Here is a 22,397-nt window from a genome sequence, read left to right as displayed (position 1 = left end):
TTAGTGAGTACGGAAGCCTCTTCATGACCCATTCTGATTCCCCCTCTACCGATGCGCATCCGGCAGAAGATAGCTGGCAGCGGTTTGTCGTGCTGATGCAGCAGGCCTTTGCTGATGGCCATGCACTGCCCCTGATGCAACTGATGATGACGCCCGATGAACGGGAAGCGTTCGGCACCCGTCTGCGGATTATCGAAGAGTTAATGAATGGCGAGATGAGCCAGCGCGAGCTGAAAAATGAGCTCGGCGTCGGCATCGCGACGATTACCCGTGGGTCTAATAGCCTGAAAGAGGCGCCGCCGGAGCTAAAACGCTGGCTGGAAGCGCGTCTTAGACGCGCCTGATTACTGCTGATAGAGCGGATGGACGAACGGGCAGAGCGCCAGAATCAGTGCCTGATGATAGACACTGGAGCGGCTGAGCAGGCCGTTCGTGAACGCCCCGATTGCGCCACCCTTGTGTTTGATATTATCGATGCCGGTTAACCGCGCCATCTCTTCGCCGAGTTCGCGGCCTTCACGCAAACCTGCCAGCACCACCGGCGGCAGGGTAAAACTGGCCGATCGCGATTCGCCGCGCTGCTTCTGATTTTCCACCACCATCCAGGCAAACGCGCTGTCATCTTCGATGCCCGCCTCAATTGCCACCCAGAACGCCGCTTCAGGCCGGACCTGGCGGGCATTCATCACGCGCTGACGTGCACCAGTTCGCGTTTCGAGATGGGTTAACGGTTGTGCTGCAACGCCGCTATCGACCTGGACCCCTTCAATATGGCAGGATCCCTCGCCGAAAACGTCGTTGAAAGCCTGAGCAATCGCGTTAATCTTCGCTGGGTTGGTTGTGGCTGCGACAACATGGTACATAATTGATTGAACCCTCAGGTGATTAAGTGCCTGGCCCATCGCGCTGTCTGTGTCCGGAATGCCTGCAACAAGGACGCCTGATGGGACAGTGTCTAAAGCGATTTTTGTCGCAGTATAACGGAAACTAACATGTTACAGGTCTATCTTGTTCGTCACGGTGAAACGGTATGGAATGCGGAACGCCGCATTCAGGGTCAGTCCGACAGTCCGCTGACGGAAAAAGGTGAGCAACAAGCCTGGCAGGTGGGTGAGCGCGTGAAGCATCTGGGCATCACGCATATTATTGCCAGCGATCTGGGGCGCACACGCCGCACCGCCGAGATTATTGCGGATGCCTGTGGTTGCTCAGTGACGCTTGATGAGCGGTTGCGCGAGCTGAATATGGGTGTGCTGGAAAAGCGCCCGCTGGATGGCTTAACCGCTGAAGAAGAACAGTGGCGCGCTGCGCTGGTCAACGGTACCGAAGGCGGCCGTATCCCTGAAGGGGAGTCCATGACGGAGATGGCGACGCGCATGCACGCCGCGCTGAATGCCTGTCTCGATCTGCCTGCCGGAAGCCGTCCGCTGCTGGTCAGCCACGGTATGGCGCTGGGGTCGCTGGTCAGTACGATTCTCGGTCTGCCTGCCTATGCGGAACGTCGCCTGCGTCTGCGCAACTGTTCGATTTCACGGGTGGATTATCAGCAGAGCGCCTGGCTGGCAGAAGGCTGGATTGTGGAGACGGCGGGGGATATATCTCATCTGGATGCGCCTGCGCTCGACGAGCTGCAGCGCTGATTGCGTTAAGGCTGCCGTCGCGATGACGACAGCCTTAAACTTAGCTGGCTTCGGCCTGCTGGCGGCGAATCGGAATCAGATATTCGCAACGGATTTCAGTCGGTGGCTCACTGCGCTTTTTACCGCCATGGGTATAAAAGCGTTCGATATCCTGTCCCTCACGACGGGTCAGCCCCAGCGTCGGCATACAGGTGCCGTAGAGCAGCAGGATAAATTCCTGCAGATTGACGCGCGGACCGTTAAAGGTGAACTGTACATAGTCGCCCGCTTCCAGAATAACCTTCTGGCCAGAATGGAGGTTCACCGCGCTGTCAGCAGGCACCGCCGTAGTGTAGAGAATCTCCTGCTCATCATCTTTGTCCTGGCTGGCACGCACCTGATGCAGGCCATACAGTACCGGCGGAATCGTGTCCGTTTCCAGCAGGAACTGCTTCCAGAAGTGCATTCGCATTTCGTCGCGGTAGCTGGAAATCTGCTCCAGAATACAGGTGTAGTTCTGGGTTTGTCCCACCAGCACCGTTTCCGGCAGGGTAACGAAAGCCGGTTCCGGCTGCGTCTCATCGTCCAGGCGAATCGGGGGACGGATACCGAACGAGTTCCATTCGGAAGAGCGACGATACCAGGCCGGTGTCTGAGCAAACTGTTTCTTGAATGCGCGAGTAAAAGTCTGTTGCGAATCAAAACGATACTGAAGTGCGATGTCCAGGATCGGGCGGCTGGTCAGACGCAACGCCACGGCTGCCTTAGAAAGACGACGGGCACGGATATAGGCGCCGATTGCGTGTCCGGTCACGTCTTTGAACATCCTCTGTAAATGCCATTTAGAGTAACCGGCTTTCTGGGCAACGTTGTCCAGTGAAAGGGGTTGATCCAGATGGCTCTCCAGCCAGACAAGCAAATCGCGAATGATACCGGCTTGGTCCATAAAACATCCTCATACTCTGGTGGTACAGCTAAAAGCATTCGAAGAATATTAGCACTCATTGCTCAAAAGACGTGGGCCGTTTCTCGGGGATGGTTGTGCTAAATCAGTACGGGCTAAACCCCGTTTTGGTTTGGTCATTGATTCGATTAACAGTACATTACATTCTCATCTATTCAATTTGCAATGGTAACTCCATGACAATATCCCGACTAATGATCGCTGCGCTGACCACGCTGACCTTTTCCAGCCCGCTGTTTGCCGAACAGATTGGCTCTGTTGATACGGTGTTCAAGATATTCGGGCCTGACCACAAGATTGTCGTTGAAGCTTTCGATGACCCGGACGTTAAAAATGTAACCTGTTATATCAGCAGGGCAAAAACCGGGGGTATTAAAGGCGGACTGGGTCTGGCAGAAGATACCTCTGATGCCGCGATTTCCTGTCAGCAGGTGGGTCCGGTCGAACTGAGTGATAAAATTGCGCAGGGCAAAGCGGAGGGTGAAGTAGTATTCCGCCAGCGCACCTCTTTAATCTTCAAAAAGCTGCAGGTTGTACGCTTCTTCGACAAAAAGCGCAACGCTCTGGTTTACCTGACCTACTCCGATAAAGTGGTCGATGGTTCACCAAAAAATGCGCTCAGCGCCGTGCCGATTATGCCGTGGCACTGATAATGCCATTGTACTGAGCACAAAAAAAACGCCCGCAGGGGCGTTTTTTTATTGGCTGCACCTGGACACCGTTTACTCGTGCAGGTCGCCGCAGAAGCGATAACCTTCACCATGAATGGTGGCGATGATCTCTGGCGTGTCCGGCGTGGATTCGAAATGCTTACGGATACGACGGATGGTGACATCGACGGTGCGATCGTGTGGCTTGAGTTCGCGGCCGGTCATTTTCTTCAGCAGATCGGCACGAGTCTGAATTTTGCCAGGGTTTTCGCAGAAGTGCAGCATCGCGCGGAACTCACTGCGTGGCAGTTTGTAATGCTCGCCGTTGGGATTGATCAGTGAGCGGCTATTAATATCCAGCTCCCAGCCATTGAATTTGTAGCTTTCTACCTGACGACGCTCTTCGCCTGGCATCGCCAGATTCATGGTGCGCGACAGCAGGTTACGGGCACGAATGGTCAGCTCACGCGGATTAAACGGTTTGGTGATGTAGTCATCGGCGCCAATTTCCAGACCAAGAATTTTATCGACTTCGTTGTCACGGCCGGTCAGGAACATCAAGGCGACATTGGCCTGCTCACGCAGTTCACGGGCCAGCAACAGGCCGTTTTTACCGGGCAGGTTGATGTCCATGATGACCAGGTTAACGTCATTGTCGGTCAGCACCTGATGCATTTCAGCACCATCCGTCGCCTCATACACCACATAACCTTCCGCCTCAAAAATACTCTTGAGGGTATTACGCGTGACCAGTTCGTCTTCAACGATAAGAATGTGCGGGGTCTGCATGTTTAGCTACCTAAATTTGCCAACAAATTGAAAACAGGGCGTACAGCGGTATGGCGTTCTCCATCATCGAGAGCAGTGGGCCGCGCAGAACCGTTGTACGAAATCATATTTTGATAAGCCATCTATCAACGTCAACAACAGTATTAGCTCAGCCAGTCAGGATGAAAATTGCATGCCCCGGGCGTTAATGATTATGGCGCATATCCTAACTGTATTAACAGCAACCTAACAGCACCAACTACAACCGATAAGCATAAAAACAACGCTTCGTTGACTTATATCAAATGCAATTGTAGCACGTTAACACTTTTGTGAAAAACTTCTCGCAGATTGCCTGTTTAGCTCACAAAAAGCATCATTTCCGTTACATTTTTACTGCGGGATGGCCAAAATGAAACCCACCAGAAATCACATTGCATCTAATTGAATTTAAATGAATTAATAATGTTTTCTTTAATAAGGGTGGTTTCAGTGATAAAAAAGTTCAGGCCATGAGTTTTATCCGGTTTTAACATCGCTAACTCACGATTTTCTTATTAGCTTCTGGCGCCTGAATCATTAACAGCCATGTTAATATGGCGTTATGTAAATGGACCAACGGAATAAATATGCTTTTTCCCCTGATTCTCGTCTCGCCCGCGCGGCCAGAAAATATCGGCGCTGCGGCGCGTGCCATGAAAACCATGGGATTCAGCCAGCTTCGCATTGTGGCCAGCGACGCCTGGCAGGATCCCGCTGCACGTCGGGTGGCCCATGGTGCTGGCGAAATCCTCGATAACGTTCAGACCTTTGCCACGCTGTCCGACGCGTTAGCGGATATCGATTTCTCGGTCGCGACTACCGCACGCAGCCGGGCAAAGTTTCGCTACTACGCCACACCGGAGCAGGTTGAAACGCAACTGCTGGAGAAGCGCCAGTGGGTCAATAGTATGGCGCTGGTGTTTGGACGTGAAGATAGCGGGCTGACAAATGAGGAGCTGGAGCAGGTCGACCTGCTGACCGGCATTCCGATGGCAAATGACTATCCCTCGCTGAATCTCGGTCAGGCGGTGATGGTTTACTGCTACCAGCTGTCGAAGCTGAATCAGGTTGAAGCACCGGTTGCGTCTGCTGCCGATGGGCAGCAGTTGCAGGCGCTGCGTCAGCGTTTTCATCAGCTGCTGGCGCAACTCGACGTCAGTGATGATGAGAAGCTCTCAGACTGGATCGATCAGCGGGTGGGTCTGCTGGAACAGCGCGACAGTGCGATGCTGCATCGTCTGCTGCACGATATAGAAAAAAAACTCACAGATAAATCCTCGGCAAAAAGATGATTTTACAGCAACAGATCGCAGGGAATTTCCGCATCGCAAACGATCGAACAGCGTTTCACGGTTTCACCGGTGGCTGTGCGCAGTGGTTGAAATCTGTCCACCGGACAAATCGGGTTGACTTAACGTGCGCTTTGCTTTACTTCTGGAAGCAAGACGGACGGACAAAAACAGACAGAAAATAAATCTAAATGCGTAAAATCAGCCTGAACACCACAATTATTACCACCACCATTACCACAGGTAACGGTGCGGGCTGACGCATACAGGAAAAACAGAAAAAAGCCCGCACCTAACCAGTGCGGGCTTTTTTTTCGGCTTAAATTCAGGAGAGTTTATATCATGCGAGTGCTGAAATTCGGCGGGACCTCGGTAGCGAATGCGGAGCGTTTTCTTCGCGTCGCTGACATTCTGGAAAGTAATGCGCAACAAGGACAGGTTGCAACCGTGCTCTCTGCACCAGCAAAGATCACTAACCATCTGGTGGCGATGATTGAAAAAACCATCAGTGGTCAGGATGCTCTGCCGAATATCAGCGACGCCGAGCGCATCTTCAGCGAGCTGCTGCAGGGACTGGCTGACGCACAGCCTGGCTTTGAGTTCGATCGACTGAAAACCCGCGTTGACCTGGAGTTTGCGCAGCTGAAGCAGCTCCTGCACGGCATCAGCCTGCTTGGACAGTGCCCGGACAGCGTTAATGCGGCGATTATCTGTCGTGGTGAGAAGCTCTCGATTGCGATCATGGAAGCGCTGCTGCAGGCGCGCGGCCATGAAGTCAGCGTGATCGACCCGGTGGAGAAGTTGCTGGCGATTGGCCACTATCTCGAATCCACGGTTGATATCGCCGAATCGACCCGTCGCATCGAAGCGAGCCAGATCCCACCGCAGAACATGATCCTGATGGCTGGCTTTACTGCCGGTAACGAGCGTGGCGAACTGGTGGTGCTGGGCCGTAACGGTTCAGACTATTCAGCCGCCGTGCTGGCCGCCTGTCTGCGCGCCGACTGCTGTGAAATCTGGACCGATGTGGATGGCGTCTATACCTGCGATCCACGTCAGGTGCCGGATGCGCGTCTGCTGAAGTCGATGTCCTATCAGGAGGCGATGGAGCTCTCCTATTTTGGTGCCAAAGTGCTGCATCCCCGCACTATTGCGCCGATTGCCCAGTTCCAGATCCCTTGCCTGATCAAAAATACCGCCAATCCACAGGCACCCGGCACCCTGATTGGTGCCGAAGGCGAGCAGGATGAAAGTCCGGTAAAAGGCATCACCAACCTGAATAACATGGCGATGGTCAACGTCTCCGGTCCCGGCATGAAAGGGATGGTCGGGATGGCGGCCAGAGTCTTTGCGGCGATGTCACGCACCGGCATCTCAGTCGTGCTGATCACCCAATCCTCTTCCGAATACAGCATCAGTTTCTGTGTGCCGCAGAGCGAGCTGGCGCGGGCGCGTCATGTGCTGGAAGAAGAATTCTACCTGGAGCTGAAAGATGGCCTGCTGGACCCACTGGATATCATTGAAAACCTGGCGGTGATCTCGGTGGTGGGCGATGGCATGCGCACTCTGCGCGGCATCTCAGCCAGGTTCTTCTCGGCACTGGCTCGCGCCAATATCAATATCGTGGCGATTGCGCAGGGCTCCTCCGAGCGCTCTATCTCGGTCGTCGTGAACAATGACGAGGTGATCACTGGCGTGCGCGTGGTGCATCAGATGCTTTTCGCCACCGATCAGGTGATCGAAGTGTTTGTGGTTGGTGTCGGCGGTGTCGGCGGTGCGCTACTGGATCAGTTACATCGCCAGCAGGCGTGGCTGAAGAAAAAGCATATCGACCTGCGTGTGTGCGGCATCGCTAACTCGCATGCGCTGTTAACCCACGTCCACGGCATTGATTTAAGCAACTGGCAGTCGGCATTAGCCGAAGCGAAAGAGCCGTTTAATCTGGGCCGTCTGACCCGTCTGGTGAAAGAGTACCATCTGCTCAATCCGGTAATTGTAGATTGTACTTCCAGCCAGGCAGTCGCCGATCAGTATGCGGATTTCCTCAGCGAAGGCTTCCACGTGGTAACGCCAAACAAAAAGGCTAACACCTCCTCCTGGAATTACTATCAGCAGATGCGCGCCGCCGCTGCCAAATCGCGTCGTAAATTTCTTTATGATACCAACGTCGGTGCCGGACTGCCGGTCATCGAAAACCTGCAGAACCTGATGAACGCGGGTGATGAACTGCTGCGCTTCTCCGGTATCCTTTCTGGCTCGCTGTCGTTCATCTTCGGCAAGCTGGACGAAGGAATGTCGCTGTCGCAGGCAACTCACATGGCGCGAGAGATGGGCTTCACCGAGCCCGATCCGCGTGACGATCTGGCCGGCACCGATGTGGCGCGTAAGCTGCTGATCCTGGCACGTGAAGCGGGTCATCAGCTGGAGCTGAGTGATATTGAGATCGAGCCGCTGCTGCCCGCCAGCCTGGCTGAAATCCAGGATGTTGAGCAGTTTATGCAGCGTCTGCCCGAGCTGGATAACGCCTTTGCCGACCGCGTTGCACAAGCGCAGAATGAGGGCAAAGTTCTCCGCTACGTTGGCGTGATTGAAGAGGGTGGCGTCTGCAAAGTGAAGATCGACGCTGTTGACGGCAATGATCCGCTCTATAAAGTGAAAAACGGTGAGAACGCCCTGGCGTTTTACAGCCGCTATTATCAACCGATTCCGCTGGTGCTGCGCGGATACGGTGCAGGAAATGATGTCACAGCGGCCGGTGTCTTTGCCGATCTGCTGCGTACGCTGTCATGGAAGTTGGGAGTTTAATCATGGTAAAAATTTACGCACCAGCCTCGATTGGTAACGTCAGCGTCGGCTTCGATGTGCTGGGCGCGGCGGTGTCGCCAGTAGATGGCTCCCTGCTGGGTGACTGCGTCTCCGTGGAAGCGGCAGAGCAGTTTTCACTGACCAACGCCGGACGTTTTGTCAGTAAGCTGCCCGCCGATCCCAAAGAGAATATCGTTTATCAGTGCTGGCAGCTTTTCTGCGAGGCGGTGGGCAAAGAGATCCCGGTGGCGATGACCCTGGAGAAGAATATGCCCATTGGCTCCGGGCTGGGTTCCAGCGCCTGCTCGGTAGTGGCTGGGTTAATGGCGATGAACGAGTTTTGCGGCAAGCCACTCAGCGACAGCACGTTACTGACGTTGATGGGCGAGCTGGAAGGGCGGATATCCGGTAGCGTGCATTATGATAATGTCGCTCCCTGCTTCCTCGGTGGCATTCAGCTGATGCTGCAGGAAAATGACATCATCAGCCAGGCGGTGCCGGGCTTTGACGACTGGCTGTGGGTGATGGCCTATCCGGGCATTAAAGTTTCCACCGCAGAAGCGCGCGCCATTTTACCGGCGCAGTATCGCAAAGAGGACTGCATCAAGCATGGCCGTTTGCTGGCCGGCTTCATTCACGCCTGCCATACGCGTCAGCCGCAGCTGGCAGCTAAACTTATGCAGGATGTAATTGCCGAACCTTACCGGACCCGGCTACTGCCAGGCTTCGCTGAGGCGCGGCAGGCCGCTAAAGATATTGGCGCACTGGCGTGCGGTATCTCAGGCTCTGGTCCGACACTTTTCGCCGTTTGCAATCAGATGGAAACGGCACGGCGGATGGCTGACTGGCTGAGCCAGCACTATCTGCAGAATGATGAAGGCTTCGTCCATATCTGCCGTCTCGACACGGCTGGCGCACGACAATTGGGATAACGCATGAAACTCTACAATCTGAAGGATCACAACGAGCAGGTCAGCTTCGCCCAGGCGGTGAAACAGGGTCTGGGATCACAGCAGGGTCTGTTCTTTCCGCTGGAACTGCCAGAGTTTGAACTGACCGACATCGACGCGATGCTGGAGATGGATTTTGTCAGCCGCAGCAGCAAAATTCTCTCGGCTTTCATTGGTGACGAGATTCCGGCCCAGCAGTTGCATGAGCGTGTTAAAGCCGCTTTTGCCTTCCCGGCCCCGGTGAAAGCCGTTAGCGAAGATATCGCCTGTCTGGAGCTGTTCCACGGGCCGACGCTGGCGTTTAAAGATTTCGGCGGCCGTTTTATGGCGCAGATGCTGTCGTATGTCGCAGGCTCAGATGAGCAGATCACTATTCTGACCGCGACCTCCGGTGACACCGGTGCAGCCGTGGCGCACGCTTTCTACGGCATGAAGAACGTACGCGTGGTGATCCTCTATCCGCAGGGCAAAATCAGTCCGCTGCAGGAGAAACTCTTCTGTACCCTGGGCGGCAACATCGAAACTATCGCTATCGACGGCGATTTCGATGCCTGCCAGTCGCTGGTCAAACAGGCATTTGATGATGAAGAACTGAAACGGACGATTGGCCTGAACTCGGCTAACTCCATCAACATCAGCCGCCTGCTGGCGCAGATCTGCTACTACTTTGAAGCGGTCGCGCAACTGCCACAGGAAAAACGCAATCAGCTGGTGGTCTCTGTGCCGAGCGGAAACTTTGGTGATTTGACCGCCGGTCTGCTGGCGAAATCACTGGGCTTGCCGATCAAACGCTTTATCGCCGCTACCAACGCCAACGATACCGTGCCGCGCTTCCTCGGCAACGGCGAGTGGCAGCCAAACCTGACTGTCTCTACGCTGTCGAATGCGATGGATGTCAGCCAGCCTAACAACTGGCCACGGGTGGAAGAGCTGTTCCGCCGTAAAACCTGGCGCTTAACCGATCTGGCCTGTGGCGCAGTCACTGATGAGACCACGCGCGCCGCAATGCGTGAACTGGCAGAGCTGGGCTACGTTTCCGAGCCACATGCCGCCATCGCCTGGCGTCTGCTGCGAGATCAGCTGCAGGAAGGGGAATATGGTGTGTTCCTCGGGACCGCTCATCCGGCGAAATTCCGCGAAAGCGTGGAAGCGATCCTTGAGCAGACTCTGACGCTGCCGCCGGAATTAGCAGAGCGCGCCGATCTGCCGCTGCTGTCGCACCAGATGAAGGGTGATTTCGCCTCGCTGAGGGCGTTCCTGCTGAAGTAGTGCTGTGAAAAGCTTCCCGGTTACGGGAAGCCTGCTTGTGATGTGAAAAGCAGAGTGCGCGCGGGGGAGTTACTGCTCCGCGCGCTTAAAGACGAGTTCGCTCTCGCTGCTGCTTGCCCCGTCAAAACGATAGCCATCCACATCAAACGCCTTAAGCTGTTCCGGCTTTGTCAGGCGCTGCTGAATCACATAGCGACTCATTAATCCACGCGCCTTTTTGGCGTAGAAGCTAATCACTTTATAGCTGCCGTTCTTCTCATCAAGGAACACCGGCTTAATCATCTGTACCTGCAACTTCTTCGGCTTAACCGCCCTGAAATATTCGTCCGAGGCGAGATTAATCAACACCTCATCACCCTGTTCCGCCAGCGCGGCATTCAGCGTTTCAGTAATCAGATCGCCCCAGAAGGTGTAGAGATCTTTGCCCGCCGGATTCGCCAGGCGAATGCCCATCTCCAGCCGGTAAGGCTGCATGAGATCGAGCGGACGCAGCACGCCATACAAGCCTGACAACATGCGCAGATGCTGCTGAGCAAAATCAAAATCCTGATCGCTGAAGGTTTCGGCCTGCAGACCGGTGTAGACATCACCTTTAAACGCCAGGATAGCCTGACGGGCATTCTGAGGTGAGAAATCGGGGTGCCAGCTGTTAAAGCGATCGGCATTGAGGTGCGCCAGTTTGTCGCTGATGCCCATTAACGAGGCGATGCTGGCCGGTGACAGATCGCGCGCAATCTCAATCAGCTGTTGTGACTTTTCTAACAGCGCAGGCTGGGTGAAACGCGTTGTCGCCAGCGGGCTTTCATAATCCAGCGTCTTGGCGGGAGAGATCACCATCAACATAGTTGCTTCCTCGGTTAATGCCTGGTTTAACAGGGCATTGGCGGCTTATCAGGCTACGCAGTGTACCAAAAAAGACGGAAAGAATGACGAATCACTCCTATTTGTTCGCGCTATCGTAAACGGCATTCCCTGACCTTGCGCCACCGTTGCCGCGTGATATTATCGCAACAGCCTTTTTTCACACTGACAGTTAACTAAGAGAAAAGAACATGACGGACAAACTTACCTCCCTGCGTCAGCTCACTACCGTAGTCGCCGACACGGGTGATATCGCAGCCATGAAGCTGTATCAGCCACAAGACGCCACCACCAACCCTTCTCTGATTCTCAACGCCGCACAAATCCCTGAATACCGTAAACTGATCGATGAAGCGATTAGCTGGGCGCGTGAGCAGAGCAGCAACAAAGAAGAGCAGCTGCAGCTGGTTTCTGACAAGCTGGCCGTTAACATTGGTCTGGAAATTCTGAAACTGATCCCAGGCCGCATCTCGACTGAAGTCGATGCGCGTCTCTCTTACGACACTGAAGGCAGCATTGCTAAAGCCCGCAGCCTGATCAAACTCTACAATGATGCCGGTATCAGTAATGACCGCATCCTGATCAAACTGGCCTCTACCTGGCAGGGCATCCGTGCTGCAGAGCAGCTGGAAAAAGAGGGTATCAACTGTAACCTGACCCTGCTGTTCTCCTTTGCTCAGGCGCGTGCCTGTGCCGAAGCAGGCGTGTTCCTGATCTCTCCGTTTGTTGGCCGTATCCTCGACTGGTATAAAGCCAACACCGATAAGAAAGAGTATGCCGCGCACGAAGATCCAGGCGTGGTTTCTGTTTCTGAAATCTACAACTACTACAAGCAGCACGGCTATGAAACCGTGGTGATGGGCGCGAGCTTCCGTAACGTCGGCGAAATCATCGAGCTGGCTGGCTGTGACCGTCTGACCATTTCTCCTGCGCTGCTGAAAGAGCTGGCAGAAAGCGAAGGCACCCTTGAGCGTAAACTGAGCTACAGCGGCGAAGTTAAAGCGCGTCCGGCCCGCATGACCGAGTCTGAGTTCCTGTGGCAGCACAACCAGGATCCCATGGCCGTTGCCAAGCTGGCAGAAGGTATCCGCAATTTTGCCGTTGATCAGGGCAAACTTGAGAAGATGCTGGCAGAACTGCTGTAATAGGCTGACCGTGGCGGCGCAGGCTGCCACGGTTTTCCCTTTTCCGACCCTTTCACTTTATATTATCCTCTCTGCTATTCCCCTTTTACTCCACCGCACCGCGGTAAATCACAGCGAAGCTAATCATGAATACATTACGCATTGGCCTGATCTCGGTCTCCGATCGCGCCGCGAACGGCATCTATCAGGATGAGGGTATTCCCGCGCTGGAGAGCTGGCTGAGTCGCGCAATAAGCAGCCCGTTTGAGATTGAGTCCCGTCTGGTGCCCGACGAGCAGCCGATGATTGAGCACGCGATCTGCGAGCTGGTCGATGAACGTTTTTGCCATCTGGTGTTAACGACGGGCGGCACCGGTCCGGCCCGACGCGATGTCACACCCGATGCCACCTTAGCCGTTGCCGATCGGGAAATGCCCGGCTTTGGCGAGCAGATGCGTCAGATCAGCCTGCAGTTCGTGCCGACCGCCATTCTGTCGCGCCAGGTCGGGGTGATCCGCAAACAGTCGCTGATCCTCAATCTGCCCGGTCAGCCGAAGTCGATCAAAGAGACGCTGGAAGGGCTGAAGGATGAGCAGGGCAACGTAAAAGTTCACGGTATCTTTGCCTCTGTACCTTATTGTTTACAGTTGCTGGAAGGGCCCTACGTCGAAACGCATCGCGAGGTGGTAGCAGCATTTCGGCCTAAAAGCGCGATACGTGAGATAAATAACTAAATATTCCCCATTTCAGGCATAAGCTATAGCCTTGCTGGTGTGGCAAAAGATTGACGGTATAGTAAGGCTATCTTTACAACTTTGTCTCTTTTGCCTCTGGAATATTATGAATCCGACTCATACACAGCGTCTGACCGGTAAGGATTACAAAACCCTGGCGCTGGCCGCGCTGGGCGGCGCGCTGGAATTTTACGACTTCATCATCTTTGTCTTCTTCGCCACCGTAATTGGCGAACTCTTCTTCCCCTCAGATATCCCGGAATGGCTGCGTCAGCTACAGACGTTTGCCATTTTTGCCGCAGGCTATCTGGCACGCCCGCTGGGCGGTATCGTGATGGCGCATTTTGGCGACAAGCTCGGCCGTAAAAAGATGTTCAGCCTGAGCATTCTGCTGATGGCGCTGCCGACCCTGATGATGGGCGCTCTGCCCACCTGGCAGACGATTGGCATTGCAGCGCCACTGCTGATGCTGCTGATGCGGATGTTACAGGGCGCGGCGATCGGAGGCGAAGTGCCGGGTGCCTGGGTGTTTGTCGCTGAGCACGTGCCTTATAAACGTATCGGCATCGCCTGTGGCACGCTGACGGCCGGGCTGACTATCGGCATTTTACTTGGGTCGCTGGTGGCGACGCTGATCAATACCTCGATGTCGCAGCAGGCCATTCATGACGGCGGCTGGCGTATTCCGTTCTTCCTTGGCGGCGTGTTTGGGCTGATTGCGATGTTCCTGCGCCGCTGGCTGCATGAAACACCGGTCTTCATTGAGATGCAGCAGCGTAAAGCGCTGGCTGAAACTCTACCGCTGAAGACCGTGCTGGCGGAGCATAAAAAGGCGATTGTGATCTCCATGCTGCTGACCTGGCTGCTCTCCGCCTGCATTGTCGTCGTAATCCTGATGTCGCCGGTCTGGTTGCAGAAGCAGCAGGGCATCGCGCCCGCACTGACCCTGCAGGCCAACAGCATCGCCACCGTGATGCTCTGCATCGGCTGCATTATTGCCGGACTCGCTGCGGATCGCTTTGGTGCCAGTCGTACCCTGTGTGTCGGCAGCCTGCTGCTGGCGATCTGTAGCTGGCAGTTTTATCACTTGAGTGCCCTCTATCCGCAGCAGCTCTTCCTGCTCTATGGTGTGGCGGGGCTCAGCGTCGGTATCGTCGGTGTGGTGCCGTTTGTTATGGTGCGCGCCTTTCCGGCAGAGGTGCGTTTTACCGGACTCTCGTTCTCCTATAATCTTTCCTACGCGATCTTTGGCGGATTGACACCGATCTTTGTGTCGCTGCTAATGAATGTCTCAGTGATGGCACCGTGCTGGTATGTGATGGCGCTGGCGCTGGTGGGATTGTTGACAGGGATCTGGCTGCGGCGTGATGTCAGCCACGAGCCGGGACTGAATCAGGGGATTAAGTCGTTGTAAGTTGTAAGAGGATGGCGCGGAGCCAGGCTCCGCGTCTTCGTTTATGGGTAAAAGTATGCTTAAAGCGCTTTTGCGCCAATCGGCAGAAGGGTACGACCAAAGGTTTCGTTCAGCACTTCACCCATCGCCAGATAACAGGCGCTGGCACCACAGAGGATCCCGACCCAGCCCGCAGACACGACCAGTGCAGGCAGGTGCATAAGATGAGCCACGGCCAGTAGCAGAAACAGCAGCGTGAGCGAGCCGAAGACAAACTGCAGCATCCGCGCACCTTTCAGCGTGCCTATGAACATAAACAGCGTGAAGATACCCCACAGTGCCAGCCAGGCACCCAGGAAGCGTTCGTCAGGCGCTTTCGCCAGACCCATTTCCGGTAACAACAGGATCGCCACAAAGCTCAACCAGAACATGCCGTAAGAGGTAAAGGCGGTCAGTCCAAACGTGTTGTTCTTTTTAAACTCCAGCAGACCGGCCAGTACTTGTGCGATCCCACCATAAAAAATTCCCATCGCTAAAATCGCCACGTCCATGGCAAACAGACCTGTGTTGTGCAGGTTCAGCAGAATGGTTGTCATGCCAAATCCCATTAAGCCCAGCGGGGCAGGGTTAGCCAGCGTTAAATTTGCCATAGTTCCTCGGCATTAAAATGATCGTTGATGGAATAAACGGATTCCCTCTTGTTCTCTGAGTGAAACAAGGCGACGCATCATATTCAGCGTTGTGACAGCGTTCTTTGATCCCGGCAGGGCCAAAGTTAAAAAATTTTTTTTGGTTTAGCCCTTGATGCGCATCGAAGCGGCCCCATTTACTTGTCATCGAGCGTTGTGAACGTTGGAAAAAAAGCATGTGCTGGCAGTTGAATGCAAACAACCCGCCCACATAAAAGGTTCACAACCCAAATTGGCAACGAATTTAAGTGGGAGATGTTTAGATGGGTAAGATTATTGGTATTGACCTGGGTACAACCAACTCTTGTGTTGCGATCATGGATGGCACTAAAGCACGCGTGCTGGAAAATGCCGAGGGCGATCGCACCACGCCTTCAATTATTGCGTATACACAGGATGGCGAAATTCTGGTCGGTCAACCGGCTAAACGTCAGGCAGTGACCAACCCGCAGAATACCCTGTTCGCAATTAAGCGTCTGATCGGTCGTCGCTTCCAGGACGAAGAAGTACAGCGTGATATTAAAATCATGCCGTACAAAATCACCGGCGCTGATAACGGCGACGCATGGCTGGAAGTAAAAGGTCAGAGAATGGCACCACCGCAGATCTCTGCTGAAGTGCTGAAGAAAATGAAAAAGACCGCCGAAGATTACCTCGGCGAGCCAGTGACTGAAGCGGTTATTACCGTACCGGCCTACTTCAACGATGCGCAGCGTCAGGCGACCAAAGATGCCGGCCGTATCGCAGGTCTGGAAGTCAAACGTATCATTAACGAACCGACTGCTGCTGCACTGGCATACGGTCTGGATAAAGGCCAGGGCAACCGCACCATCGCGGTTTATGACCTGGGTGGTGGTACCTTCGATATCTCAATCATTGAGATCGACGAAGTAGACGGCGAAAAAACCTTTGAAGTTCTGGCGACCAACGGTGATACCCACCTGGGTGGTGAAGACTTCGATAGCCGCCTGATTAACTATCTGGTTGCTGAATTCAAGAAAGACCAGGGTATCGATCTGCACAACGATCCACTGGCGATGCAGCGTCTGAAAGAAGCGGCAGAGAAAGCGAAAATCGAACTTTCTTCTGCACAGCAGACCGACGTTAACCTGCCATACATCACGGCAGATGCGACCGGTCCTAAGCACCTGAACATCAAAGTGACGCGTTCTAAACTGGAGTCACTGGTTGAAGATCTGGTTGCTCGCTCAATCGCGCCTCTGAAAGTTGCGCTGCAGGATGCCGGTCTGTCTGTTTCAGACATCAACGACGTTATCCTGGTCGGTGGTCAGACTCGTATGCCACTGGTTCAGGCCAAAGTAACTGAGTTCTTCGGTAAAGAGCCACGTAAAGACGTGAACCCGGACGAAGCGGTTGCTGTCGGTGCTGCGGTTCAGGGTGGTGTACTGGGTGGCGACGTGAAAGACGTGCTGCTGTTGGACGTTACCCCGCTGTCACTGGGTATCGAAACCATGGGTGGCGTGATGACTTCGCTGATCAGCAAGAACACCACCATCCCAACCAAGCACAGCCAGGTCTTCTCGACTGCTGAAGATAACCAGTCAGCCGTGACCATTCACGTGCTGCAGGGTGAACGTAAGCGCGCCAATGACAACAAGTCACTGGGCCAGTTCAACCTCGACGGTATCCAGAACGCGCCACGCGGTCTGCCGCAGATCGAAGTGACCTTCGACATCGATGCGGATGGTATCCTGCACGTGTCAGCGAAAGACAAGAACAGCGGTAAAGAGCAGAAAATCACCATCAAAGCCTCTTCAGGTCTGAGCGATGAAGAGATCCAGAAAATGGTGCGTGATGCGGAAGCGAACGCTGAATCTGACCGCAAGTTCGAAGAGCTGGTACAGACGCGTAACCAGGGTGATCAGATTGCCCACAGCACGCGTAAGCAGCTGGATGAAGCAGGCGACAAACTGTCAGCTGATGATAAAGCGCCAATCGAAGCCGCTCTGGCCGCGCTGGAAACTGCGCTGAGAGGCGAAGACAAAGCTGAAATCGACGCCAAAATGCAGGCGCTGATGGAAGTGTCCGGCAAACTGATGGAAGCAGCACAGCAGTCTCAGGCGGGTGCAGCGGATGCCGGTGACGCGTCAGCGAAGAAAGATGACGACGTTGTCGATGCTGAATTCGAAGAAGTGAAAGACAACAAGAAATAATTGCCCCTGACCGGGCGCGACGGTTGGCCTGACAGCCGTTGAAACCAGCACGGGCGTAGGAGATCTCTCCACGCCCGTGCGATCATGTTAAGGGCTAAATAAACATGGCGAAGAGTGATTACTACGAGATTTTAGGCGTCGCCAAATCCGCGGACGAGCGTGAAATCAAAAAGGCTTACAAACGCCTGGCAATGAAATTTCACCCGGACCGTAATCCCGGTGACAAAGAAGCCGAAGCCAAATTTAAAGAGGTCAAGGAAGCGTACGAAATCCTGACCGATGCGCAGAAGCGTGCGGCTTACGATCAGTATGGTCATGCAGCCTTTGAACAGGGCGGCATGGGTGGCGGTGGATTCGGCGGCGGCGGCTTTGGTGGCGGCGGTGCAGACTTCAGCGATATCTTTGGCGACGTATTCGGTGACATCTTTGGTGGTGGACGCCGTCAGCGCGCATCCCGTGGCGCCGATTTACGCTACAACATGGAGCTGTCGCTGGAAGAAGCGGTACGCGGCGTGACCAAAGAGATCCGCATTCCAACGCTGGAAGAGTGTGACGTCTGCCACGGCAGCGGCGCGAAAGCGGGAACGCAGCCACAAACCTGTTCAACCTGTCACGGTGCAGGCCAGGTGCAGATGCGCCAGGGCTTCTTCACTGTCCAGCAGGCCTGTCCGACCTGTCATGGTCGTGGCTCGGTAATTAAAGATCCGTGCAACGCCTGTCATGGTCATGGCCGCGTTGAGAAGTCGAAAACGCTGTCTGTGAAAATCCCTGCTGGGGTCGACACCGGCGATCGCATTCGTCTGAGTGGCGAAGGTGAAGCGGGCGAGCAGGGCGCACCAGCCGGCGATCTCTACGTTCAGGTATCGGTGAAGAAACACCCGATCTTCGAGCGTGAAGAGAACAACCTCTACTGTGAAGTGCCGATCAACTTTGCGATGGCGGCGCTGGGCGGTGAGATTGAAGTACCGACACTGGATGGTCGCGTGAAGCTGAAAGTGCCGTCAGAAACCCAGACCGGCAAACTGTTCCGCATGCGCGGACGTGGCGTCAAATCTGTACGTGGCGGCGCGGTCGGCGACCTGTTATGTCGCGTCGTGGTGGAAACACCGGTCAGCCTGAATGAGAAACAGAAAGCGCTGTTGCGTGAACTGGAAGAAAGTTTTGGCGGCCCAAGCGGTGAGCATAACAGTCCGCGCTCTAAGAGCTTTTTCGATGGCGTGAAAAAATTCTTTGATGACTTAACCCGTTAAGTTCATCTTCTTAAAAGCCAGCGCACAGCCGCTGGCTTTTTTTTGCCTGCGATTCTCGTTTCGTTATTTCCGAGCTATCACTGCTAAATAAACTGTTTTTTTCGAGCTGTCATTGCCGTTATTCTTAGGCACTTTGATTGATCTCTGGAAAAGGACAACGCGTGTGAACATCAGACTAAAAAAAATCCTTGAAAGCGACGCCTCCGGCGGCGTGGTGCTGATTATCGCTGCCGCGCTGGCGATGCTGCTTGCCAATAATGCGGCAACGCAACAGGACTATCGCGATCTGCTGGCGATTCCGGTGGGGTTTCGCTTTGGCGCGCTCGATATCAGTAAAGACCTGCTGTTGTGGATTAACGATGCGCTGATGGCACTGTTCTTCCTGATGGTAGGACTGGAGGTCAAACGCGAGCTGGTGATGGGGGCGTTAGCTAAACGTGAACAGGCAATATTTCCGTTAATTGCGGCGCTGGGTGGCATGATCGCCCCGGCGATTATCTTCCTGCTGTTTAACGGTGCCGACCTGAGCACCCGCAGCGGATGGGCGATCCCTACCGCCACCGATATCGCTTTCGCGCTAGGCATTCTGGCGTTGCTGGGCAGCCGTGTGCCGCCCGCTCTGAAGATTTTCCTGATGGCACTGGCAATCATCGACGATCTCGGGGCCATCGTGATTATCGCGCTGTTCTACACTCACCACCTTTCGATGGCGTCACTGGCTGTTGCCGCCGCTGCCATAGCCGTGCTGGCGCTGATGAACCTGCTCAATGTGCGAAACACCGGTCTCTATCTGCTGGTGGGGCTGGTGCTGTGGGTGGCAGTGCTGAAGTCGGGTGTTCATGCGACGCTGGCGGGTGTGGTGATTGGCTTCCTGATCCCACTGGCGAAGAAAGAGGGGCACTCTCCGGCGATTCACCTTGAGCATGCGCTCCATCCCTGGGTGCGCTGGGTCATCCTGCCGCTGTTTGCCTTTGCCAATGCCGGTGTTTCGCTGGAAGGTGTCTCGTTCGGCAGCCTGTTTTCGCTGCTGCCGCTGGGCATTATCGCCGGGCTGCTGATCGGTAAGCCATTGGGTATCACACTCTTCTGCTGGCTGGCAGTGAAAACCGGCTTAGCCAGACTGCCGGAAAAGACCCATATCAAAGATATCGCTGCGGTGGGCGTGCTGTGCGGTATCGGCTTCACCATGTCGATATTTATCGCCTCGCTGGCCTATGGCGACATCAGCGCTGAACTGATGACACTGGCCAAGCTGGGGATTCTGTCAGGCTCGATTCTCTCGGCAGTGCTGGGCTATGTGATCCTTGGCTGGCGTCTGAAACAACGTCCGGCGTAGAACATCCGATGGCGCACATTAATTACAATCATCTCTACTACTTCTGGCACGCCTGCCGCGAAGGTTCGATTGCTGGCGCCGCAGAAGCCCTCTCACTGACGCCACAGACCATTACAGGGCAGATTAAGGCGCTTGAGGAGCGCCTGCAGGGCAAGCTGTTCCGGCGTCAGGGAAGGGGGCTGGTGCCGACTGAACTGGGGCAGATGGTGTTCCGCTACGCTGATCGCATGTTTATGCTGGGTCAGGAGATGCTGGATATCGTTAACTACCGCAAAGAGTCCCATCTGCTGCTGGATGTCGGCGTGGCAGATGCGCTCTCTAAGCAGCTGGTCAGCAAAGTGCTGGAGACGGCGGTGGTCGCAGAGGAGAAGATTCATCTGCGCTGTTTTGAATCGACCCACGAGATGCTGCTGGAGCAGCTCAGTCAGCATAAGCTGGATATGATTATCTCTGACTGCTCCATCGATCCCACCCAACAGGAAGGGCTGTTTTCGGTGAAGCTGGGGGAGTGCCCGATCAGTTTCTGGTCTACTCAGCCACTCACCGAACACGCATTTCCGGCCTGTCTGGAGACGCGTCCACTACTGATTCCTGGACGCCGCTCAATGCTGGGACGGAAAATCCTCAACTGGATCACTACCCAGGGATTACAGGTAGAGATTCTCGGTGAGTTTGATGATGCAGCGCTGATGAAGGCGTTTGGTGCGCGGCAGAAGGCGATTTTTGTCGCGCCAGCACTGGAGATTAGTCAGCAGGAGGGAATTTATGAAGTCGGGCAGCTTGACGCGGTGTCAGAGGAATATCACATCCTCTTCGCGGAGCGGATGATTCAGCATCCGGCGGTGCAGCGTCTCTGTCACGCAGACTTCAGCGGACTCTTTCCCGGCCAGAGTACAGACGAAAAAAAACCGGCGTAAGCCGGCTTTTTCAACAAAGTGATTAACAACAGGCGATTAAGCCAGTTTGTTGATCTGTGCAGTCAGGTTCGATTTATAACGTGCAGCTTTGTTTTTGTGGATCAGACCTTTAGCGGCCTGACGATCCACGAGTGGTTGCATTTCATTGAATGCGTTCTGCGCAGCAGCTTTGTCGCCTGAAGCGATCGCCGCGTATACTTTCTTAACGAAGGTACGCATCATTGAGCGGCGGCTAGCGTTATGCTTGCGGCGTTTCTCAGATGTTACGGCGCGTTTCTTAGCTGATTTGATATTAGCCAAGGTCCAACTCCCAAATGTGTTCTATAGAGACAAATCAAAGGCCGAGGACTATGCCCTTCTAACCTGATTTTGTCAATGGATTTGTGCAAATAAGCGTCGCCCTAAGAGCGGCACTCGGTTACGTATTTGATGGCGCAAGATTCTACCAGCTTCCCCTCGCTGAATACAGTATTTCGCGACAAAATTCTTAACATGCGCATCTGTAACAGGAAATGCAGCGCCTAAAGCATGAAAGGCGTGCTGACGGGTTAACCTGAGTCGCTTTCAAGGGTATAATCCGCCGATTTCCACCGGTTTGGGCCAGCCATGAAGTTTATCCGCGGTATTCATAATCTTAACGAGCAGCATCGCGGCTGCGTTCTTACCATTGGTAATTTCGATGGCGTGCACCGTGGTCATCAGGCGCTAATGTCGCGTCTGTGTGAAGAGGGACGTAAGCGTAATCTGCCGGTCGTGGTCATGGTGTTTGAGCCACAGCCGCTGGAGCTGTTTGCCGGTGATAAAGCCCCGGCTCGCCTGACGCGCCTGCGCGAAAAGCTGCGCTACATGGCGGAAGCCGGCGTTGATAAAGTGCTGTGCGTGCGGTTCGACCGTCGCTTTGCGGCCTTGTCCGCCCAGCGTTTTATCAGTGATTTGTTAGTCGACAAGCTGGACGTAAAGTACCTTGCCGTGGGCGATGATTTCCGCTTCGGCGCTGGTCGCCAGGGGGATTTCCTGTTATTACAGAAAGCCGGTGTGGAGTATGGCTTTGAGGTCGTCAGCACCGAAACCTTCTGTGATGGCGGTAAGCGAATCAGCAGCACCGCCGTGCGTCAGGCACTGGCTGCGGATGATTTAGCGCTGGCGCAGTCGCTGTTAGGTCATCCTTTCACTATTTCCGGCCGCGTCGTACACGGTGATGCACTGGGACGCACGCTAGGTTTCCCCACTGCGAACCTTCCTTTACGCCGTAGCGTTACGCCGGTGAAAGGGGTTTATGCGGTGGAAGTGCAGGGTCTGACGCCCGAGCCACTGCCTGGTGTCGCCAATATCGGCACCCGCCCGACCGTAAAAGGTTTACGCCAGCAGCTTGAAGTTCACCTGCTCGACATCAATATAGATCTCTATGGTCGTCACATTGATGTGGTGCTGAAACAGAAAATACGAAACGAGCAGCGCTTTGCCTCACTGGAGGCGTTGAAAGAACAAATTGCGAACGATGTGGTAACGGCCCGGCAGTTCTTTGGGCTGCTTTAACCTGAGCGAAAAACGGAATCGAGAATC

22 protein-coding genes and 1 other annotated feature are annotated in these 22,397 nt (G+C 54.5%); of the genes, 16 read left to right on the top strand and 6 right to left on the bottom strand.

The genetic code is table 11. From position 1 onward, the window contains the following. Positions 1-23 precede the first annotated feature (23 nt). Entirely contained in the window at positions 24-344 is a 321-nt protein-coding gene (gene trpR, locus AC2LB6_RS08165) for a trp operon repressor (RefSeq protein WP_090964153.1), read from the top strand. On the opposite strand, the gene yjjX is transcribed toward trpR, so the two are convergent. Continuing rightward, complete coding sequence (gene yjjX, locus AC2LB6_RS08160) at positions 345-863, bottom strand: inosine/xanthosine triphosphatase (RefSeq protein WP_490093117.1); 519 nt, start codon at positions 861-863, stop codon at positions 345-347. Positions 864-992: 129 nt separating this feature from the next. Between yjjX and gpmB the strand changes: the two genes are divergently transcribed. Further along, entirely contained in the window at positions 993-1,640 is a 648-nt protein-coding gene (gene gpmB, locus AC2LB6_RS08155; RefSeq protein ID WP_490093116.1) for a 2,3-diphosphoglycerate-dependent phosphoglycerate mutase GpmB, read from the top strand. Between the two features lie 40 nt (positions 1,641-1,680). Here the strand turns inward: gpmB and robA are convergent, their stop codons facing one another. Next, positions 1,681-2,565 carry an MDR efflux pump AcrAB transcriptional activator RobA gene (gene robA / locus AC2LB6_RS08150; protein ID WP_490093115.1) on the bottom strand — a complete coding sequence of 295 codons (885 nt, stop codon included), beginning with the start codon at positions 2,563-2,565 and terminating at the stop codon, positions 1,681-1,683. Between the two features lie 194 nt (positions 2,566-2,759). Between robA and creA the strand changes: the two genes are divergently transcribed. Continuing rightward, positions 2,760-3,233 carry a protein CreA gene (gene creA, locus AC2LB6_RS08145; protein WP_090964162.1) on the top strand — a complete coding sequence of 158 codons (474 nt, stop codon included), beginning with the start codon at positions 2,760-2,762 and terminating at the stop codon, positions 3,231-3,233. 72 nt (positions 3,234-3,305) lie between these two features. Here the strand turns inward: creA and arcA are convergent, their stop codons facing one another. Then, a complete protein-coding gene (arcA, locus tag AC2LB6_RS08140) occupies positions 3,306-4,022 on the bottom strand; it encodes a two-component system response regulator ArcA (protein WP_490093114.1) in 717 nt (238 codons plus the stop codon). Between the two features lie 608 nt (positions 4,023-4,630). On the opposite strand from arcA, the gene AC2LB6_RS08135 reads away from it, so the two are divergent. From AC2LB6_RS08135 to thrC, 5 genes are all read left to right on the top strand, one after another. Further along, a complete protein-coding gene (locus tag AC2LB6_RS08135; protein WP_490093113.1) occupies positions 4,631-5,335 on the top strand; it encodes a tRNA/rRNA methyltransferase in 705 nt (234 codons plus the stop codon). Between the two features lie 188 nt (positions 5,336-5,523). After that, positions 5,524-5,592, top strand: coding sequence for a thr operon leader peptide (gene thrL, locus AC2LB6_RS08130; RefSeq protein WP_071591720.1), 69 nt, complete (start codon positions 5,524-5,526; stop codon positions 5,590-5,592). Then, positions 5,531-5,648: a sequence feature (Thr leader region), on the top strand. Its footprint overlaps the gene before it by 62 nt. A 26-nt stretch (positions 5,649-5,674) precedes the next feature. Next, on the top strand, positions 5,675-8,137 hold the full coding sequence (thrA, locus tag AC2LB6_RS08125; protein WP_490093112.1) for a bifunctional aspartate kinase/homoserine dehydrogenase I: 2,463 nt from the start codon (positions 5,675-5,677) through the stop codon (positions 8,135-8,137). A gap of 2 nt (positions 8,138-8,139) precedes the next feature. Then, positions 8,140-9,069, top strand: coding sequence for a homoserine kinase (gene thrB / locus AC2LB6_RS08120; protein ID WP_490093111.1), 930 nt, complete (start codon positions 8,140-8,142; stop codon positions 9,067-9,069). 3 nt (positions 9,070-9,072) lie between these two features. Next, on the top strand, positions 9,073-10,356 hold the full coding sequence (gene thrC / locus AC2LB6_RS08115; protein WP_490093110.1) for a threonine synthase: 1,284 nt from the start codon (positions 9,073-9,075) through the stop codon (positions 10,354-10,356). Between the two features lie 69 nt (positions 10,357-10,425). Here the strand turns inward: thrC and yaaA are convergent, their stop codons facing one another. Then, positions 10,426-11,199 carry a peroxide stress protein YaaA gene (gene yaaA / locus AC2LB6_RS08110; RefSeq protein ID WP_490093109.1) on the bottom strand — a complete coding sequence of 258 codons (774 nt, stop codon included), beginning with the start codon at positions 11,197-11,199 and terminating at the stop codon, positions 10,426-10,428. Positions 11,200-11,408: 209 nt separating this feature from the next. On the opposite strand from yaaA, the gene tal reads away from it, so the two are divergent. The 3 genes from tal (at position 11,409) to AC2LB6_RS08095 (ending at position 14,489) form a co-directional block, all read left to right on the top strand. Next, entirely contained in the window at positions 11,409-12,362 is a 954-nt protein-coding gene (gene tal / locus AC2LB6_RS08105) for a transaldolase (protein ID WP_003854842.1), read from the top strand. A 125-nt stretch (positions 12,363-12,487) separates the two neighbouring features. After that, positions 12,488-13,075 (top strand): molybdopterin adenylyltransferase, encoded by a 588-nt coding sequence (gene mog / locus AC2LB6_RS08100; protein WP_090964176.1) that lies wholly within the window; start codon positions 12,488-12,490, stop codon positions 13,073-13,075. Between the two features lie 106 nt (positions 13,076-13,181). Then, complete coding sequence (locus AC2LB6_RS08095) at positions 13,182-14,489, top strand: MFS transporter (protein WP_490093108.1); 1,308 nt, start codon at positions 13,182-13,184, stop codon at positions 14,487-14,489. Positions 14,490-14,548: 59 nt separating this feature from the next. Here the strand turns inward: AC2LB6_RS08095 and satP are convergent, their stop codons facing one another. Then, positions 14,549-15,118, bottom strand: coding sequence for an acetate uptake transporter (gene satP, locus AC2LB6_RS08090; RefSeq protein ID WP_490093107.1), 570 nt, complete (start codon positions 15,116-15,118; stop codon positions 14,549-14,551). A gap of 302 nt (positions 15,119-15,420) precedes the next feature. Here satP and dnaK point away from each other — a divergent pair, with 302 nt between their 5' ends. From dnaK to nhaR, 4 genes are all read left to right on the top strand, one after another. Beyond that, positions 15,421-17,331 (top strand): molecular chaperone DnaK, encoded by a 1,911-nt coding sequence (dnaK, locus tag AC2LB6_RS08085; RefSeq protein WP_031593939.1) that lies wholly within the window; start codon positions 15,421-15,423, stop codon positions 17,329-17,331. Between the two features lie 104 nt (positions 17,332-17,435). Then, entirely contained in the window at positions 17,436-18,581 is a 1,146-nt protein-coding gene (gene dnaJ, locus AC2LB6_RS08080) for a molecular chaperone DnaJ (RefSeq protein ID WP_135910149.1), read from the top strand. Between the two features lie 163 nt (positions 18,582-18,744). Next, positions 18,745-19,917, top strand: a complete 1,173-nt coding sequence (nhaA, locus tag AC2LB6_RS08075; RefSeq protein WP_490093106.1) for a Na+/H+ antiporter NhaA — start codon at positions 18,745-18,747, stop codon at positions 19,915-19,917. Positions 19,918-19,925: 8 nt separating this feature from the next. Continuing rightward, positions 19,926-20,834, top strand: a complete 909-nt coding sequence (gene nhaR / locus AC2LB6_RS08070; RefSeq protein ID WP_490093105.1) for a transcriptional activator NhaR — start codon at positions 19,926-19,928, stop codon at positions 20,832-20,834. A gap of 36 nt (positions 20,835-20,870) precedes the next feature. Here nhaR and rpsT read toward each other — a convergent pair whose 3' ends face one another. Further along, positions 20,871-21,134: a 30S ribosomal protein S20 gene (gene rpsT / locus AC2LB6_RS08065; RefSeq protein WP_008925553.1), complete on the bottom strand. Its 264-nt coding sequence runs from the start codon at positions 21,132-21,134 to the stop codon at positions 20,871-20,873. A gap of 306 nt (positions 21,135-21,440) precedes the next feature. Between rpsT and ribF the strand changes: the two genes are divergently transcribed. Beyond that, the gene (gene ribF / locus AC2LB6_RS08060; protein ID WP_490093104.1) at positions 21,441-22,370 is read left to right on the top strand and encodes a bifunctional riboflavin kinase/FAD synthetase; all 930 of its coding nucleotides are present in this window, start codon (positions 21,441-21,443) and stop codon (positions 22,368-22,370) included. Positions 22,371-22,397: the final 27 nt, after the last annotated feature.

The sequence above is a fragment of the Pantoea sp. RCC30.1 genome (assembly GCF_058148845.1).
This window is presented reverse-complemented; position numbering and strand designations above follow the sequence as displayed.

What these genes read in the sequence shown, in the direction of transcription:
- tal (WP_003854842.1), top strand. Translation starts at nt 11,409, where the DNA reads ATGACGGACAAACTTACCTCCCTGCGTCAGCTCACTACCGTAGTCGCC.
- mog (WP_090964176.1), top strand. Translation starts at nt 12,488, where the DNA reads ATGAATACATTACGCATTGGCCTGATCTCGGTCTCCGATCGCGCCGCG.
- gpmB (WP_490093116.1), top strand. Translation starts at nt 993, where the DNA reads ATGTTACAGGTCTATCTTGTTCGTCACGGTGAAACGGTATGGAATGCG.
- thrA (WP_490093112.1), top strand. Translation starts at nt 5,675, where the DNA reads ATGCGAGTGCTGAAATTCGGCGGGACCTCGGTAGCGAATGCGGAGCGT.
- arcA (WP_490093114.1), bottom strand. Translation starts at nt 4,022, where the DNA reads ATGCAGACCCCGCACATTCTTATCGTTGAAGACGAACTGGTCACGCGT.
- dnaK (WP_031593939.1), top strand. Translation starts at nt 15,421, where the DNA reads ATGGGTAAGATTATTGGTATTGACCTGGGTACAACCAACTCTTGTGTT.
- robA (WP_490093115.1), bottom strand. Translation starts at nt 2,565, where the DNA reads ATGGACCAAGCCGGTATCATTCGCGATTTGCTTGTCTGGCTGGAGAGC.
- dnaJ (WP_135910149.1), top strand. Translation starts at nt 17,436, where the DNA reads ATGGCGAAGAGTGATTACTACGAGATTTTAGGCGTCGCCAAATCCGCG.
- trpR (WP_090964153.1), top strand. Translation starts at nt 24, where the DNA reads ATGACCCATTCTGATTCCCCCTCTACCGATGCGCATCCGGCAGAAGAT.
- satP (WP_490093107.1), bottom strand. Translation starts at nt 15,118, where the DNA reads ATGGCAAATTTAACGCTGGCTAACCCTGCCCCGCTGGGCTTAATGGGA.
- ribF (WP_490093104.1), top strand. Translation starts at nt 21,441, where the DNA reads ATGAAGTTTATCCGCGGTATTCATAATCTTAACGAGCAGCATCGCGGC.
- AC2LB6_RS08095 (WP_490093108.1), top strand. Translation starts at nt 13,182, where the DNA reads ATGAATCCGACTCATACACAGCGTCTGACCGGTAAGGATTACAAAACC.
- nhaR (WP_490093105.1), top strand. Translation starts at nt 19,926, where the DNA reads ATGGCGCACATTAATTACAATCATCTCTACTACTTCTGGCACGCCTGC.
- creA (WP_090964162.1), top strand. Translation starts at nt 2,760, where the DNA reads ATGACAATATCCCGACTAATGATCGCTGCGCTGACCACGCTGACCTTT.
- yaaA (WP_490093109.1), bottom strand. Translation starts at nt 11,199, where the DNA reads ATGTTGATGGTGATCTCTCCCGCCAAGACGCTGGATTATGAAAGCCCG.
- yjjX (WP_490093117.1), bottom strand. Translation starts at nt 863, where the DNA reads ATGTACCATGTTGTCGCAGCCACAACCAACCCAGCGAAGATTAACGCG.
- thrB (WP_490093111.1), top strand. Translation starts at nt 8,140, where the DNA reads ATGGTAAAAATTTACGCACCAGCCTCGATTGGTAACGTCAGCGTCGGC.
- AC2LB6_RS08135 (WP_490093113.1), top strand. Translation starts at nt 4,631, where the DNA reads ATGCTTTTTCCCCTGATTCTCGTCTCGCCCGCGCGGCCAGAAAATATC.
- thrC (WP_490093110.1), top strand. Translation starts at nt 9,073, where the DNA reads ATGAAACTCTACAATCTGAAGGATCACAACGAGCAGGTCAGCTTCGCC.